Raw genomic sequence first — 15,453 nt, forward strand, 5'->3', positions numbered from 1 at the left:
GGGCCAAGAGAAAGTAACCAAAGAGAAGGCCCTTCCCCGACAAATCAATCCGGCCAGTGGGATAGTGGCTCGCGATTTTCCGAGTCGGCATCCTGCCTCCATCGGAGAACGGCGGCCATCCATGACCGCCGCCCTCCGGGTTCAGGGGGTGGCTCGGATCGCTGGTAGTTCGTGCCAACAGCCACAGCCACAGCCACAGCTAAAGCAATCGGCAGGCTGCGAAGGGCAGCCAAGCGCTGCAATCAAATTTCAAGCGAGAACAAGAACTCCGGCAGCGACGAAAGCGGCCCGCACCAGTACCCGTCGAGTGCGACGTCTGCCAAGCCGGCTTCGGGCCCTTTCTTTGGTCACTTTCTTTGGGCCAGCAAAGAAAGTGACCCGCACGCGATAGCGGGCGGAACAGCCGACCCGCAAGGGTCGGGAACTTGCATCGTCGCGCCACCTGCCGGCTCTTGCTCTGCTGCGCTTTTGGAAGGCGACGACATGCTGCATGCGCGCACAACGTTGCTTGCTTGGCACAGCCGATGACTTTTCCAGGCGTGGCTTCGGGCCGATAATCAGCGAACCCAATCGTCAGGAGCAACGCCATGCGGATCCGCAGCGACAGTTTCGAGCACCGTGGGCATATTCCGCCGGAATTCGCGATGGGTGCGATCGAGGGCTTCGGTGGCAATCGCAACCCGCATCTGGCGTGGGACGACGTGCCCGGAGGCACGCGGTCATTCGCGTTGCTGTGCATCGATACCGATGCGCCGACCGACGCGTCGCTGGCCGGCAAGACCGGTGTCGAGATCCCGGTTGCGCATCCGCGGGGCAACTTCGTGCATTGGACGATGGTCGACATCGGCGCCGACGTGCGCGAGATCGCAGCCGGCAGCTGCAGCGACGGCATCACCCGACAGGGCAAGCGCGATCCGCACGGGCCGGCCGGCTCGCGCCAGGGCCTGAACGATTACACCGGCTGGTTTGCCGGCGACGCCGACATGGGCGGCGAATACCTCGGTTACGACGGCCCCTATCCGCCGCCGAACGACCTGCGCGTGCATCGCTACTTCTTCCGCCTGTTCGCGCTGGATCTGGCGACGCTGGAATTGCCGGCGAAATTCACCGCGGCCGATGTGTTCCACGCGATGGATGGGCACGTGCTGGGCGAGACGTCGGTGTACGGCCTGTATTCGTTGAATCCAGCGGTGATGGCCGCCTGAGCGCAATTGCGTAGAAGCGAGCCCGTCCGCTCTCCGGCATGCGAGAGCAATCCGACCCGGCGTACCGGGCCGGATTGCAGTCCGTTATTTCCCGGCCGGGACCGTTTCCGACTCGACCACCATGTCGAGCACGTACACGATCGATGAAGCGTCCGCCGGTACCGGGTCGCGCTTGAACTTGTCCAGGCGCAGCACCGTGCGCGTGCCTTCGCGGAACTCGAAGCCCTCGATGTCTTCGTACAGCGGTTGCCACTCACCTGGCGGTTGCTGGCGGATGCCCTTGTCGTCGAACTTCACCTCGCGCACTTGCAGGCACTGGTGGTTCGGGATCAGCGGATGGTTGCAGGCGACGCGCTGCGGTGCCACTTCCAGGAATACGCGTTCGCCGGGACCGCCGAAGCGCGTTTCCGCGGTGGCCTCGCCGATCCAGGTCGAGTTTTCGCCGCCGGCGGAAACCAGATGCAGGCGCGGCGGTGCGCTTACCTCGACGCGCGCCTGCTGCGGCTGCGACAGCAGCTTGCCGATGGCGGCGTCGGCCTGCATCAGCGGCGCGTCGCAGGCCATCATCGTCGCGCGCAGCGCGCCGACCTTGAGCTGGTTCTGCGCATCGAGTTCGTAGCTGCCGCCCTGCCGGTTGCAGCCGCCGGAAACGCCGAGGTTGCCATCGTCGAAACTCAGCGTCAGCACGTTCTTTGGCCCGGGGAACAGCGCATCGATGCGCTTGCCTTGTGCATCGGTGGCGGTGTCCAGCTTCCAGCGATGGCCGGCCAGCATCGCGCTGCCACCGGTCGTGGCAGTTGTGGCGGCAGGCGGTGCGGCGGGTTCGGCCGCAGGTGCGGCAGGCACGGTGGCCGTGTTTTCGGCACCCGGCGGGTTCTCATCCGGCGGGGTACAGGCGGCCAGCGCCAGCGGCAACAAGAGCAACAGCATGCGGGGATTCATGGGACGTCTCCTGGAGAGGCACTGCACAAACGCGCCGACCGCGGCGGTGGGGTCGATGGACCCGGCGGCCAGCCTAGCAGTGGGTTCGTTTGCGGGCCGTCATCGTGCCCGGGTGCACGGTTCGCTCATGGCGTCGGCAGCAACAACAGCAACGCCGCGCCGAGGATCAGGCGATACACCGCGAATGCGGTGAAGCGATGCGTCTGGATGTACCGCAGCAGCCATTTCACCGCGATGAAGGCAGTGATCGCCGAAGCGACGAACGCGATCGCGAGCTCGCCCCAGTTCTCATGCGCGGCGCTGCCGTCGCGCAGCACGTCGACCAGTTCGTAGGCGGTGGCGGCGAACATGGTCGGAATGCCGACCACGAACGCGAACTCGGTGGCCGCGGCGCGGTTGGTGGTGCCGGCCAGCAGCGCGACGAAGATCGTGGCACCGGAGCGCGACGTGCCCGGAAACACGCCAGCGACGACCTGGGCGATGCCGACCAGCACCGCGGTGGTCCACGTGATTGCGGTGCGCTCGCCGAGCTTCTCCGCGCGTCGGGCCGCCAGCTGTTCGGCGGCGATCATCCAGAACGCGCCGATGATCAGCGCCCAGGCGATCGGCTGCACCGTGTCGGGCAATTCCCAGCCCAGCTTCTTCACCAACAGGCCGCCGGCGGCGGTCGTCGCGAACGCGGCCAGCAGCTTGAAGGCGTAGTCGCGCGACTGCGCCGGCGTGGCAGTGACGCCCAGCGGATCGTAGGGCGCGGGCGCATCGCGTCCGGCGAAGGCGACCAGCATGCCCCACAGCCGCTTCCAGTAGATCAGCACCACCGCCAGGATCGCGCCGGCCTGGATCGAGATGTTGAACAGGTCGGAGCGGTGTCCCAGCCAGCGTTCGGCGATCAGCAGATGGCCGGTGCTGGAGATGGGCAGGAATTCGGTGATGCCTTCGATGATGCCGAGGAGGAGGGCGGCCAGCAGGTCGGTCATTGAGGAGCCGGGAATTGGGTGGTGATTCGGGATTTGTGATTGGTGATTCGCAAGAGCCGGCCGGAACGCCGGGGCGCGGCGCAGCATAACGGATAAGGGCTACGCACTATTCAAGTGCATTCATCGTCAAAGATGCACCTACAAGGTGCTAATGACCAGAAGCTGTTGGTACTGCTCCAGTAAAATCAATCGCTTATGCGAGCTCGAAGCTTGGCACGCCTGTTGCTTTGATTGACGGGTCACCGGCGGTTCGCCGGCGCCTCTACCAATTACGAATCACTCATCCGGAGACACCATGTCGTACGAACACGTCGAGAAACTGATCAAGGACCACAAAGTCGAATTCGTCGACCTGCGCTTCGCCGACATGCGCGGCGTGCAGCACCACGTCACCTTCCCCAAGTCGATCATCGAGCCGGGCCTGTTCGAGGACGGCAAGATGTTCGACGGTTCCTCGATCAGCGGCTGGCGCGGCATCCACCAGTCGGACATGGTGCTGCTGCCGGATCCGGGCACCGCGTTCCTGGACCCGTTCACCGCCGATCCGACCCTGGTGCTGACCTGCGACATCCTCGATCCGTCGACCATGCAGGCCTATTCGCGCGATCCGCGCGGCGTCGCCAAGCGCGCCGAGGCTTACCTCAAGGCCAGCGGCATCGCCGAGCAGGCGTTCTTCGGTCCTGAGCCGGAATTCTTCATCTTCGATTCGGTGCGCTACGCCAACGAGATGGGCCACACCTTCTTCCACATCGATTCGGAAGAGGCGCACTGGAACTCGGCCAAGGAATACGAAGGCGGCAACAGCGGCTATCGTCCCGGCATCAAGGGCGGCTATTTCCCGGTCGCGCCGCTGGACTCGCTGCACGACCTGCGCGCCGAGATGTGCAAGACGCTGGAACAGGTCGGCATCGAGGTGGAAGTGCACCACCATGAAGTCGCCAACGCCGGCCAGTGCGAGATCGGCACCAAGTTCAACACGCTGGTGAAGAAGGCCGATGACCTGCTGACGATGAAGTACATCATCAAGAACGTCGCCTTCCGCAACGGCAAGACCGCGACCTTCATGCCCAAGCCCATCGTCGGCGACAACGGCAGCGGCATGCACGTCCACCAGTCGCTGGCCAAGGGCGGCACCAACCTGTTCTCCGGCGACGGCTACGGCGGCCTGTCGCAGATGGCGCTGTGGTACATCGGCGGCATCTTCAAGCACGCGCGTGCGCTGAATGCATTCACCAACTCCACCACCAATTCGTACAAGCGCCTGGTGCCGGGCTACGAGGCGCCGGTGATGCTGGCGTATTCGGCCAGCAACCGCTCCGCGTCGTGCCGCATTCCGTATGTTGCAAACCCGAAGGCGCGCCGCATCGAGATCCGCTTCCCCGATCCGATGAACTCCGGCTACCTGATCTTCGCCGCGTTGATGATGGCCGGTCTCGACGGCATCAAGAACCAGATCGATCCGGGCGGCCCGAGCGACAAGGACCTGTACGACCTGCCGCCGGAAGAGGAGAAGGGCATCCCGACCGTGTGCCATTCGCTGGACCAGGCCTTGGAAGCGCTGGACAAGGACCGCGAGTTCCTCAAGGCCGGCGGTGTGTTCACCGACGATTTCATCGACGGCTACATCGCGCTGAAGATGAAGGAAGTGACCGCGTTCCGCGGCGCCACGCACCCGCTCGAATACCAGATGTACTACGCGATCTGATTCCTCCGGCCGCGGCGCGACCCGTCGCGGCCGTTTTTCGCGGGGCCGGACAGGCTCGGCTCGCAACGAACCGACGCCATCGAGAAGGAAAGGAAAGGAAAGAGCAAATCGTTCCAGCGCGACCCGGACACGACGAAGCCGGGCAGGCGTCATGCAATGCGCACGCAGCAATGACCGGGGAGGGCTCACCGTGAAAAGGGGCCTGTCATGTCTCGCAAGACCGCACTCGCATCGTCATTACCGCTGCTCCTGCTGGGCACGGGGCACGCGTACGCCGGCGCCACCGGAAACGTCGCCCTGACCAGCGACTATCTGTTTCGCGGCGTCTCCCAGACCAATGAAGAGCCCGCCCTGCAGGGCGGCATCGAATACGCGGCCGACAACGGTGTCTACGTCGGCGCCTGGGGCAGCAACATCAGCTGGCTGTCGGATCTGTCCACCGCCGACGCACCCGTTTCCAGCAGCCTCGAACTCGACGGCTATGCCGGCTACCGCGGCAAGTTCGGTGACAGCACGGTCGGCTACGACATCGGCGCGATTTACTACTTCTATCCCGGCGACTATCCATCCGGCTTCAACAGCGCCGATACCGGCGAGATCAGCTTCGGCATCACGGCCGACCTGACGGAGACCGGCACGTTCTCCGCCAAGTATTCGTACGCGCTGACCGATCTGTTCGGCTACGTCGATTCCAGCGGCAGCGCCTACCTCGACCTGAGTTTCGCCTGGGAATTCAGCCCAGGCTGGAACTTGAACGTCCATGGCGGCAGGCAGTGGATCGAGAACAACGAGGATTTCGCCTACAGCGACTGGAAGCTGGGCGTCAGCAAGGCCTTCGACAACGGCTTCTCGATCGCGGCGGCCTACACCGATACCGACGCCGACACCACGCTCTACACGAACGCCTTCGGCAACCGCATCGCCGACGGCACCGTTGCGCTCACCTTCGCCAAGGCCTTCTGAGGACACGCCATGACATCGACACCCTGGGGAGACACCGCATGAAAATGATCACCGCCATCATCCGCCCGTTCAAGCTCGACGACGTGCGCGGCGCGCTGACCGAAGTCGGCGTGTCCGGCATCACCGTCACCGAGGTCAAGGGTTTCGGCCGGCAGAAAGGCCATACCGAGCTGTACCGCGGCGCCGAATACGTCGTCGACTTCCTGCCCAAGCTGAAGATCGAATGCGCGGTCACCGACGAAACGCTCGACGCTGCGCTGGAAGCGATCCAGTCCGCCGCCGGCACCGGCAAGGTCGGCGACGGCAAGATCTTCGTAGTCGCGCTCGAGCAGGCAATCCGCATCCGCACCGGCGAGCTCGACGCCGATGCGCTCTGACCCACCTACGGAGGCAACCATGAAGACTCGTACATTCTCCGGGTGGAAAGCCCGTGTGCGCGCGTCGATGCTGGTGATGTTGTGCATTGCTGCCGCTTTCGTCTTCGACGCGTCGGCGCAGGGAGCGGTCGCGCAGGCCGTCCTGGAATCCGCAACGACCGCAGCGCAGGCCGCCGAGCCGGAACCCGTGGTCGACAAGGGCGACGTCGCCTGGATGCTGACGTCGACCCTGCTGGTGCTGCTGATGACGGTGCCGGGACTGGCGCTGTTCTACGGCGGCATGGTGCGGTCGAAGAACGTGTTGTCGGTGCTGGCGCAGGTGATCAGCGTGTTCTCGCTGCTGGTGCTGCTGTGGGTCGCGTACGGCTACAGCCTGGCGTTCGCCGGTGGCGGCGCGTGGATCGGCACGTTCGACAAGGCGTTCCTGCGCGGCGTCGGCATCGATACGCTGGCCGACACGTTCTCGGCCGGCTTCAAGCTGCCCGAGTACGTGTTCATCGCCTTCCAGGCGACGTTCGCCGGCATCACCGGCGCGCTGATCGTCGGCGCCTTCGCCGAGCGCGCGCGCTTCGCTGCGGTGCTGCTGTTCGCGGTGCTGTGGTTCACCTTCGGCTACCTGCCAATCGCGCACATCGTCTGGGCCGGTCCCGGTTTCCTGTTCAGTCGCGGTGCGCTGGATTTCGCCGGCGGCACGGTGGTGCACATCAACGCCGGCGTGGCCGGGCTGGTGGGTGCCTATTTCGTCGGCAAGCGCGTCGGCTTCGGACGCGAGGCGCTGAAACCGCACAACGTCACCTTCACCTTCATCGGTGCCGCATTGCTGTGGGTGGGCTGGTTTGGATTCAACGCGGGTTCCGCGCTGGAAGCCAACGCCACCGCGGCGCTGGCCTTCCTCAATACGCTGCTCGCCACCGCTGCCGCGATCCTGGCGTGGGCGCTGGTGGAGAAAACTGCCAAGCGCAAATCCTCGGTGCTCGGCGTCGCGTCCGGCGCGGTCGCCGGCCTGGTCGGCATCACGCCTGCGGCCGGAACGGTCGGCCCATGCGGCGCGATCGTGATCGGCGCGGTCGCCGGCGTGGTCTGCGTGTGGGGCGTCAACGGTCTCAAGCGCCTGCTGCGCGCGGACGACAGCCTCGACGTCTTCGGCGTGCACGGCCTCGGCGGTATCGTCGGTGCATTGCTGACCGGCGTGTTTACCGCGCCTTGGCTGGGCGGCACCGGCGGCGAGGATTTCAGCATCGTCCGGCAGGTCGCCACGCAGGCACTGGGCGTCGGCATCACCACCGTCTGGATCGGCGTGGTGTCGGTGCTCGCGTTCCTGATCGCCCGGGCGGTATTCGGCCTGCGCGTCAGCGAGGATGCCGAGCGCGAAGGCCTGGACATCACCTCGCATGGCGAATCGGCCTACGAGTTGTGATGACTGTCCGCCCTCCCGCGCGTGCGAGGAGGGCGGCTTCAGGACGCATGGCAGCTGCGACTGCATCGCAGCCATGCCGATAGTCCCCATGACCCATCGCCCGTGACCGGCCTTTGAGGCATCGTCGATAGTGCGGTCGCAGTCACGTGGATGGCTGCAGGACGTGCATGAGGACTCCGGTCGACGCGATGCAGCATCGCTGCGCATCCGCGGCCATTCATCATCGGGAGGAGCAACATGGGATTGCGTTTGATGGCGACCATGCTGGTCGCGCTGGGTTTTGCAACCGCGGCCGCGCGCGCGGAAGACACGCCACTGTCGCTGGATCCGCCATCGCCGCGGCCGCAGTTGCTGGTGATCGGCAGTTTCCACATGGACAATCCCGGCCGCGACGTGGTCAACATGAAGGCCGACGACGTGCTGGCGCCCAGGCGGCAGCGCGAGATCGAGCAGGTGGCCGATGCGATCGCGCGCTTCAAGCCGACCAGGATCGCGATCGAGTACCCGCGCGGCAAGCAGGCCGAACTGGACCGCGATTACGCCGCGTATCGCGATGGTAAGCGCGAACTCGGGCGCAGCGAGGACGAACAACTGGGCATGCGTCTGGCCAAGCGCCTGTCGCTGCCGCAACTGCATGCCGTCGAACTTTCCGACCTGATGCCGCCGGTGGACATCACCGTGATCGATTACGAGGCCGGCGCCAAACGCCTGGGCCAGGAAGCCTTCCTGGCCGCCATGCGCGAGCGGGTGAAGGCCCATGTCGGTGCAGTCGACAAGGTGTTGCGCGAGGGCACGATCGGACAGGCCCTGCGCTGGTTCAACGACCCCGAACAACTCCGGGAAAGCCAGCGCGGTTACTTCAACTATGCGCGCATTGCCAATGGCGACGACACGCCCGGCGCCAACTGGCTGCAGTTCTGGTACGGCCGTAACCTCAAGATATTCGGCGCGCTCACCCGGATCGCCGGTCCTGGCGATCGCGTGCTGGTGATCTATGGCGCCGGCCATGCGCCGCTGCTGCGCCAGTTCGCCGAACAGTCCGGCTACTTCGACGTGGTCGATCCGTTGCCGTATCTCGATACGCGCGATGCCGAGGCCGCAAGCGTCGCCCACTGACGGCTTGCAATCGACACGGCGAGCGGTTGCAATGCGGCATGCGCATGAAACCGGTCCTCTTGCTGTTGCTGTCCTTGCTGCTGGCCGCGTGTTCGCACGCGCCGCCACGCAACCCGATGGCGCAATGGGTGCCTTCGCCCAATCACGAGCCACGGCGTCCGATCCTGATCGTGCTGCATGCCACCGAACAGGGCAGCGTGCAGGAAAGCCTGGACACGCTGCGCACGCGCAACAGCGGCGGTCCGGTCAGTTCGCACTACCTGATCGGCAAGGACGGCGCGTTGTACCAGCTGGTGGCGGACGACATGCGCGCCTGGCACGCCGGCCCGGGACGCTGGGGCACGATCACCGACGTCAACTCGGTGTCGATCGGCATCGAGCTGGACAATGACGGGCAGTCGCCATTCCCAGACGAACAGATCGCCAGCCTGCTGCGATTGCTTGGCGACCTGACTACACGCCTGGACATCCCGCGTACGCAGATCGTCGCCCACGCCGACTTCGCGCCGACGCGCAAACGCGACCCCGGCAGGTTGTTTCCGTGGAAGCAGCTCGCCGACGCCGGCTACGGTCGCTGGCCCGATGCCGATGCGGGCCCGGTGCCGGCTGACTTCGATCCATGGCAGGCGCTGCGCCTGCTCGGTTATCCGCTGGACGATCGCGCCGCCACCGTGCGCGCGTTCCATCGCCGCTATCGCGGCACCGAACACGACACGCTGGATGCCGAGGACGCGCGCATCCTGTACGCATTGACGCGAGTGCCGTAGCTAGCGGTCAGGCACGCGGTCCGCGTTCCTCGCGTGGCTTGACGCGGCGATCGCTCCGCAAGGCGCTGATCACGATCGCAAGACCCAGGCCACTGGCGATGACGAACAGGACCAGCGCCACGGCCGGATAGCCGAACAGGCGCGGGCCTATCGGCGCGCGCATCAGGTAGGCGCTGGCCAGGATCAGTGCGGCGACGATCACACCGGTGGCGATGCGGTTCGCGATCTTCTGCAGGTTTTCCATCAGGTGCGATTCCTGCAATCCGGTCACGCGCAGCTGCAGCCGGTTTTCGGCCAGCAACGACAACACCGTGGACACCTTGCGCGGCGCTTCCTGCAGCAGCGCCTGCAGCTCGATCACCTCGCCGGCGAGGTGCGCGGGCGAGAACGACTTGCGCAGCCGCGCGCGCATCATTCCCTGCAGGTGGTCTTCGACCGCGTCCTTGACGCTCAGCTCCGGATCCAGCGCCACGCATACGCTTTCCAGGTTGAGCAGGGTCTTGGCCAGCAGGTTGAGCTCCGGCGGTGTGCGCATGCCGCAGGCGGCGCCCAGGCGTGTCAGCTGCAGCATCAGGCGGCCTTCCGACATGGCGTGCGCGTCGCCGTGCGCGGCATAACGCGCGACCAGCTGTCCGACTTCGCGCGTGAACCGTTCCTCGTCGAAGTCTTCCAGTCGCACGCTCAATGCCAGTGCTTCGTCGGCCACGTCCTCGCCACGGCCGTCGATCGCCGAGAACAGCAGCTTCAGCAGGCGCCCGCGCTGCTTGGGCGGCACGTGCGCGACCATGCCCAGGTCGAAGATCGCCAGGCGACCGTCGTCGGTGAGCAGCAGGTTGCCCGGATGCGGATCGGCGTGTATCTCGCCATGCACGAAGGTCTGGTCCAGGTAACCGCGCAGCAGTTCGTTCGCCAGTGGTCCCAGCGACTGCTCGGTGCGGCGCAGGCCGCTGATCGCGGTGACCTTGGTGCCGCGGACCAGGTCCATGGTCAGCACGCGGCTGCTGGTCAGGTCCCACACCGGCCGCGGCACGTACAGCCGGCGATATTGCTTCAGGTGCTCGGCGAAGTGTTCGAGGTTGTCGGCCTCGAGCCGGAAATCGAGTTCGTCGAGCAGGGTCTTGCGGAATTCGTGTACCCAGTCGGCAAAACGCAGGCGCTGTCCGATCCGGGTCGAACGGTCGGCGCGCGAAGCCAGCGCACCGAGGATTTCCAGGTCGGTGCGGATGCTCTGCGCGACATCAGGGCGTTGCACCTTGACCGCGACTTCGCGGCCGTCGCGCAGCACCGCGCGGTGTACCTGCGCCAGCGATGCGCTGCCCAGCGGATCGCGATCGAAATCGGAGAACAGCTTGCCGATGCGCACGTGCAGTTCGTCTTCGATGATCGCGACGATCGCATCGGCATCGACCGCGACGACCTCGTTCTGCATCCGCTCCAGCGCGGCCAGGTACGGCGGCGGCACCATGTCCGGCCGCGTCGACAACGCCTGTCCGATCTTGATGAAAGTCGGTCCGAGCGCCTCCAGATCGCGCACGAACTCCTCCGGCTTGCCCTCCGCCGGCAGTGGCTCGTCGGCCTGGGCGATCGCCGTATCCAGGTCGAGGCCGCTGAACACGCCGGCGCTGCGATACTTCAACAGGAAGGTGAGTATCTGCGCGCTGCGCGCCAGCCCGCGTGGCCGCTCGTCGTTCATGGCGTCGCGCTCATTTCAGCGGCTTGCCGGTATCAATACGCTGGCCGCGATCGATACGTCGGTGCCGTCGTTTGCTGCGCGTGCAACGCGGCCGGCAATGCCAGGCACAGGGTCTCCAACAGCATCGTTCATGGCGTGCTCCCGGTAGACGGACAATGCGCGGAGGAAATGACTGCCCCCGCTACTGCGTCTGCAGCTTCTTGGCTGCTTCCAAATGCATGGCGACATGGTCGCGCGTCTGGGTCAGGTGCTGCTTGACCGGCTCGGACGAGGCCAGCATGAGCAGGCGCGTGTCGATCAGCGTCAGCGCTTCGGTATGGCCCTTGACCATGGCGTCGACGTACGCGGTTTCGTAGTCCCTGCCGGATTTTTCGGCCAGCGCGTCGAGTTCGTGCCTGCCCTTGTCGGCCAGCGCCTGCACTTCCGGCGTGGAGGCAAGCGTGCCCAGCGCGCGGGTCTTGGCCTGGTTATCGCTGTGCTGCGTGTCCATCATTTCGGCGAACTGCAGCACCGGCGCCGATACCTTCTTGTCCTTCGCCTGTTTGGCGGCAGCGATCTCGTGTTCGTTGACGGCGCCCAGCAGTCCCAATGCAAGCGCATCGTCGGAGGTCGGCGTCGCCGCAGTGGTGTCGCTGGGCAGCGTGCCGCCATCGTCGGCGCTCGGTGGCGTGCCGGTATCGGCAGTGCCTGCGGCGGGTTGCGGCGTGGGCTGGTTCTCCGGAATTTCGCGGCGATCGCAGCCGCTCATCGCGATCATCGACATTCCGATCAACAACACTGCGAAACGTTTCATCTCGCACTCCTGCGAAGAGGTGCGTGAACCATCGCACCGGCAACGTGAAGAGCGCGACAGCTGATTCGCGTGCAGGTGTGCAGAATTTGCACTGTTCGCTTCCGTTAATGCGATTGACAAAAAATTCATCCTCATTTCGCGCGGAACAACTTCATCGATATCCATATTTCATTCGCCGGAATGGTTTGGCTCCGGCGTCTTTCAATTCCCGTGGAGCAAATGAAATGGCGAACAACCAGAACCAGAACCGCAACCAAGGCCAGGGCCGTGATGGCGGACAGCAGATGGGACGCGATCAGCAGGACCAGAACCAGACCCGTCAGGCGCAGGGCAACCAGCAGGACACCGGCCAGCAGACCCGGCAGGGACCGAACCGCAACCAGGGCAACGACGAAGAAGAGTAATCACACGTCCGTATCCGAAGGCGCGCTGCATGCGCGCCTTCAAGGAGGTATCGATGAACTACAGGACATCCATTGCAGCACTCATGTTCGCTTCGCTGGTGTCGGCATCCGCTCTGGCGCAGGAGGCCACGCCGAAGCCTCAGACCAACGAGCGCCCGATGGCCCAGGCCAACGAACCGGTGACCGATGCCTGGATCACCACCAAGGTGAAGGCAGACCTGCTCGCCACCGACGGCGTGGCCGGTACCGATATCAATGTCGACACGCAGAATGGCGTGGTGACCTTGCGCGGCACCGTCAAGTCGCAGGCGGAAGCGGATCGCGCAGCCGAAATCGCGCGCGGCATCGAAGGCGTGACCCGGGTCGACTCGCAGCTGAGCACGAGCACGGCGACCGGCACCCGGCAACCGTGACGACAGGTCCGGGCCGCTACTCCCTGTCGAATGGAGCAGCGGCCCGACCGCGGATATTGCCGCTCGGAAGCGATCAGTCGGCTGATTCAGTGAGGCTGTGAAACATGGCGCGACACTTCGGCCTTCAGCGAGCGGATATCGGTGCGGCGTTCCAGGTCGGCCAGCGCGACGATGCCGCGGATCTGTCCCTGCGCATCGACGATCGGCACGCGCCGGATCTTCTGGCGGGCCATGAGTTCCGCGCAGTCCCTGATGTCCGCTCCCAGTTCCAGCGTCACCGCCGGGCTGGTCATGCAGTCTTCGGCGCGAACCTGCGTCGGATCCTGTCCATGCGCGACCAGCCGCACCACGATGTCGCGATCGGTCACCACGCCGACCACCTTGGCATCGTCGACGATGGGAATTTCGCCCACGTCGTTGTCCAGCATCATCCGCGCCACCTGCTTGAGAGGCGTGCTGCGCGTGGCAACCACGGGATCTTCGGTCATGACGGTTCTGACATCCATGAGGTTCTCCTGCAATGACGGTGTTCCATCATCGCGCCGCCGCGATCAAATGCCCGTCAAGCGGGTGTTAAAAGCCCGATGAACGACCGCGCGCGTTCCGGCGCGGCGTTCGCCGCCGCGATCCACGACGAAGACGCGGCGAAGTTCGCCGCGCTGCGCGAAAACATGATCGAGCGGCAGCTCGTGCGGCGCGGCATCGACGACCCCGGCGTGCTGATGGCGATGCGCAGCGTGCCGCGCGAGGAATTCGTGCGCGCAAACCTGCGCGAGTTCGCCTACGAGGACGCGCCATTGCCGATCGAGGCCGGACAGACCATTTCCCAGCCCTATATCGTCGCGTTGATGGCCCAGGCCGCGCGGATCCGCGCCGGCGACCGCGTGCTCGAGATCGGCGCGGGTTCCGGCTACGCCGCCGCGGTGATCGCCGCGATCGGCGCGCAGGTGTTCGCGATCGAACGCCATGCCGAACTCGCGGAACTGGCGCGGGACCGGTTCGCGCGCCTGGGCTACGCCAACATCGAACTGCGCGTCGGCGACGGCAGTGTCGGCTGGCCGGAAGCGGCGCCGTTCGATGTCATCCTCGCCGCGGCCGGCGGGCCGTCCGTGCCGGCGCTGCTGCTGCGGCAACTGGTGACCGGCGGCCGGCTGGTGATGCCCGTCGGCGATACGCAGGGATCGCAACGGCTGCTCAAGCTGACCGCGACGGGACAGGACAATTACGAAAGCGAGGACCTGGGGCCGGTCGCGTTCGTGCCGCTGATCGGCAAGCATGGCTGGTCGACATCCGACGCACGTACGCCGTCGCCAGCGCTCGATGACGGCAACGATACCGACGACCACGATGAGGCATCGATCCTGGCATCGATCCGCGAGGCGGCGGTGCCGCTGCCGGAATTCGACGATCCCGCTTTCGGTCGCGCGTTCGATGACTTCGCCGCCGCGCGGGTGATCCTGCTGGGCGAGGCCAGCCACGGCACGTCTGAGTTCTACCTGGCGCGTGCGGCGATCACCCGACGGCTGATCGAGGCGCATGGCTTCAACATCGTCGCGGTCGAGGCCGACTGGCCGGATGCCGCGGCGATCGACCGCCATGTACGGCTGAAGCCGGCGCGCGATGACGAGGCGCCTGCGTTCCAGCGTTTTCCGACGTGGATGTGGCGCAATGCGGAAGTCGCCGGCTTCGTCGAATGGCTGCGCCGACACAACAGCGGACGCGATCCGGCGCTGCGGGCGGGGTTTTACGGACTGGACCTGTACAGCCTCAACCGTTCGATACGTGCGGTGATCGACTATCTGGAAGGCGTCGATCCGGAAGCCGCGCGCATCGCGCGCCATCGTTACGGTTGCCTGACGCCGTGGGCGAAGGCGCCGGCCGAGTATGGGCACCTGGCCCTCAACGCCGGCTACGGCATGTGCGAGCGGCAGGTCACCGATACGCTGCGCGCGTTGCTCGAGCGTCGGCTCGAGTATGCGGCGCATGATGGCGAGAGTTTCCTGGATGCCGCGCAGAACGCGCGCCTGGTCCGCAACGCCGAGGCGTATTACCGGGCCATGTACTACGGCACCGCCGAATCCTGGAACCTGCGCGACACGCACATGTTCGAGACGCTGCAACAGCTGCTGGCCGCGCGCGGGACGGATGCGAAGGCGGTGGTCTGGGCGCACAACTCGCACATCGGCGATGCGCGCCATACCGAAATGGGATGGACGCGCGGCGAACTGAACATCGGCCAGCTGTGCCGCGAGCACTTCGGCGAGCAAGCGGTATCGATCGGTTTCGGCACGCATGCCGGCACCGTCGCCGCGGCCGACGACTGGGACGCCCCGATGCAGGTGATGCAGGTCCAGCCCTCGCTGACCGGCAGTTACGAGCGCCTGTTCCACGACGCCGGCCATGCGCGCTGCCTGTGCGACCTGCGCGCGGGTCGCACAGGCCGATTGCATGAGCGGCTCGCGCGATCGCGGCTGGAGCGCTTCATCGGCGTGATCTACCGCCCCGACAGTGAGCGCCTGAGCCACTACGCGGAAGCGGTGCTGCCGCGGCAGTTCGATGCCCTGGTCTGGTTCGATGTCACCCGGGCGGTGGACGCCCTGCCGGCGCCGGGTCGGTCAGGTGGCGTGCCGGACACCTGGCCGTTCGGTTTGTAGCGCACCCCGACGCGGCCATCGTCGAAT

General features: G+C 65.7%; 15 protein-coding genes. 10 read left to right on the forward strand and 5 right to left on the reverse strand.

All coding sequences use genetic code 11. From position 1 onward, the window contains the following. Nucleotides 1-587: 587 nt before the first annotated feature. Nucleotides 588-1,205, forward strand: coding sequence for a YbhB/YbcL family Raf kinase inhibitor-like protein (locus IP90_RS00005; RefSeq protein ID WP_144897425.1), 618 nt, complete (start codon nt 588-590; stop codon nt 1,203-1,205). A gap of 84 nt (nt 1,206-1,289) precedes the next feature. Here IP90_RS00005 and IP90_RS00010 read toward each other — a convergent pair whose 3' ends face one another. Together IP90_RS00010 and IP90_RS00015 are read right to left on the reverse strand one after the other, a co-directional pair. After that, on the reverse strand, nt 1,290-2,147 hold the full coding sequence (locus IP90_RS00010) for an META and DUF4377 domain-containing protein (RefSeq protein WP_144897427.1): 858 nt from the start codon (nt 2,145-2,147) through the stop codon (nt 1,290-1,292). Between the two features lie 125 nt (nt 2,148-2,272). Further along, nucleotides 2,273-3,124 carry an undecaprenyl-diphosphate phosphatase gene (locus IP90_RS00015; protein ID WP_144897429.1) on the reverse strand — a complete coding sequence of 284 codons (852 nt, stop codon included), beginning with the start codon at nt 3,122-3,124 and terminating at the stop codon, nt 2,273-2,275. Between the two features lie 295 nt (nt 3,125-3,419). Here IP90_RS00015 and glnA point away from each other — a divergent pair, with 295 nt between their 5' ends. The 6 genes from glnA (at nt 3,420) to IP90_RS00045 (ending at nt 9,469) form a co-directional block, all read left to right on the forward strand. Beyond that, a complete protein-coding gene (gene glnA, locus IP90_RS00020; protein ID WP_144897430.1) occupies nt 3,420-4,829 on the forward strand; it encodes a type I glutamate--ammonia ligase in 1,410 nt (469 codons plus the stop codon). A gap of 207 nt (nt 4,830-5,036) precedes the next feature. Beyond that, the gene (locus IP90_RS00025) at nt 5,037-5,792 is read left to right on the forward strand and encodes a TorF family putative porin (protein WP_144897432.1); all 756 of its coding nucleotides are present in this window, start codon (nt 5,037-5,039) and stop codon (nt 5,790-5,792) included. 38 nt (nt 5,793-5,830) lie between these two features. Continuing rightward, a complete protein-coding gene (locus IP90_RS00030; RefSeq protein ID WP_144897434.1) occupies nt 5,831-6,169 on the forward strand; it encodes a P-II family nitrogen regulator in 339 nt (112 codons plus the stop codon). A 76-nt stretch (nt 6,170-6,245) separates the two neighbouring features. Next, nucleotides 6,246-7,586, forward strand: coding sequence for an ammonium transporter (locus IP90_RS00035; protein WP_425477053.1), 1,341 nt, complete (start codon nt 6,246-6,248; stop codon nt 7,584-7,586). A 237-nt stretch (nt 7,587-7,823) separates the two neighbouring features. Beyond that, nucleotides 7,824-8,702: a DUF5694 domain-containing protein gene (locus IP90_RS00040; RefSeq protein ID WP_144897438.1), complete on the forward strand. Its 879-nt coding sequence runs from the start codon at nt 7,824-7,826 to the stop codon at nt 8,700-8,702. A 44-nt stretch (nt 8,703-8,746) separates the two neighbouring features. Next, a complete protein-coding gene (locus tag IP90_RS00045; RefSeq protein ID WP_242007425.1) occupies nt 8,747-9,469 on the forward strand; it encodes an N-acetylmuramoyl-L-alanine amidase in 723 nt (240 codons plus the stop codon). Nucleotides 9,470-9,476: 7 nt separating this feature from the next. On the opposite strand, the gene IP90_RS00050 is transcribed toward IP90_RS00045, so the two are convergent. Both IP90_RS00050 and IP90_RS00055 read right to left on the reverse strand, forming a co-directional pair. Continuing rightward, nucleotides 9,477-11,162 carry an ABC1 kinase family protein gene (locus IP90_RS00050; RefSeq protein WP_144897442.1) on the reverse strand — a complete coding sequence of 562 codons (1,686 nt, stop codon included), beginning with the start codon at nt 11,160-11,162 and terminating at the stop codon, nt 9,477-9,479. A gap of 181 nt (nt 11,163-11,343) precedes the next feature. After that, on the reverse strand, nt 11,344-11,955 hold the full coding sequence (locus IP90_RS00055) for a DUF4142 domain-containing protein (RefSeq protein ID WP_144897444.1): 612 nt from the start codon (nt 11,953-11,955) through the stop codon (nt 11,344-11,346). 224 nt (nt 11,956-12,179) lie between these two features. On the opposite strand from IP90_RS00055, the gene IP90_RS00060 reads away from it, so the two are divergent. Beyond that, a complete protein-coding gene (locus IP90_RS00060) occupies nt 12,180-12,359 on the forward strand; it encodes a hypothetical protein (protein ID WP_144897446.1) in 180 nt (59 codons plus the stop codon). 29 nt (nt 12,360-12,388) lie between these two features. After that, nucleotides 12,389-12,772, forward strand: coding sequence for a BON domain-containing protein (locus IP90_RS00065; protein ID WP_338419602.1), 384 nt, complete (start codon nt 12,389-12,391; stop codon nt 12,770-12,772). Nucleotides 12,773-12,858: 86 nt separating this feature from the next. On the opposite strand, the gene IP90_RS00070 is transcribed toward IP90_RS00065, so the two are convergent. Beyond that, nucleotides 12,859-13,278 (reverse strand): CBS domain-containing protein, encoded by a 420-nt coding sequence (locus IP90_RS00070; RefSeq protein WP_144897448.1) that lies wholly within the window; start codon nt 13,276-13,278, stop codon nt 12,859-12,861. Nucleotides 13,279-13,356: 78 nt separating this feature from the next. Here IP90_RS00070 and IP90_RS00075 point away from each other — a divergent pair, with 78 nt between their 5' ends. Then, on the forward strand, nt 13,357-15,426 hold the full coding sequence (locus tag IP90_RS00075) for a protein-L-isoaspartate(D-aspartate) O-methyltransferase (protein ID WP_199753356.1): 2,070 nt from the start codon (nt 13,357-13,359) through the stop codon (nt 15,424-15,426). Nucleotides 15,427-15,453 lie beyond the last annotated feature (27 nt).

This window comes from Luteimonas cucumeris (assembly GCF_007830035.1).
GTDB classification, from domain to species: domain Bacteria; phylum Pseudomonadota; class Gammaproteobacteria; order Xanthomonadales; family Xanthomonadaceae; genus Luteimonas_C; species Luteimonas_C cucumeris.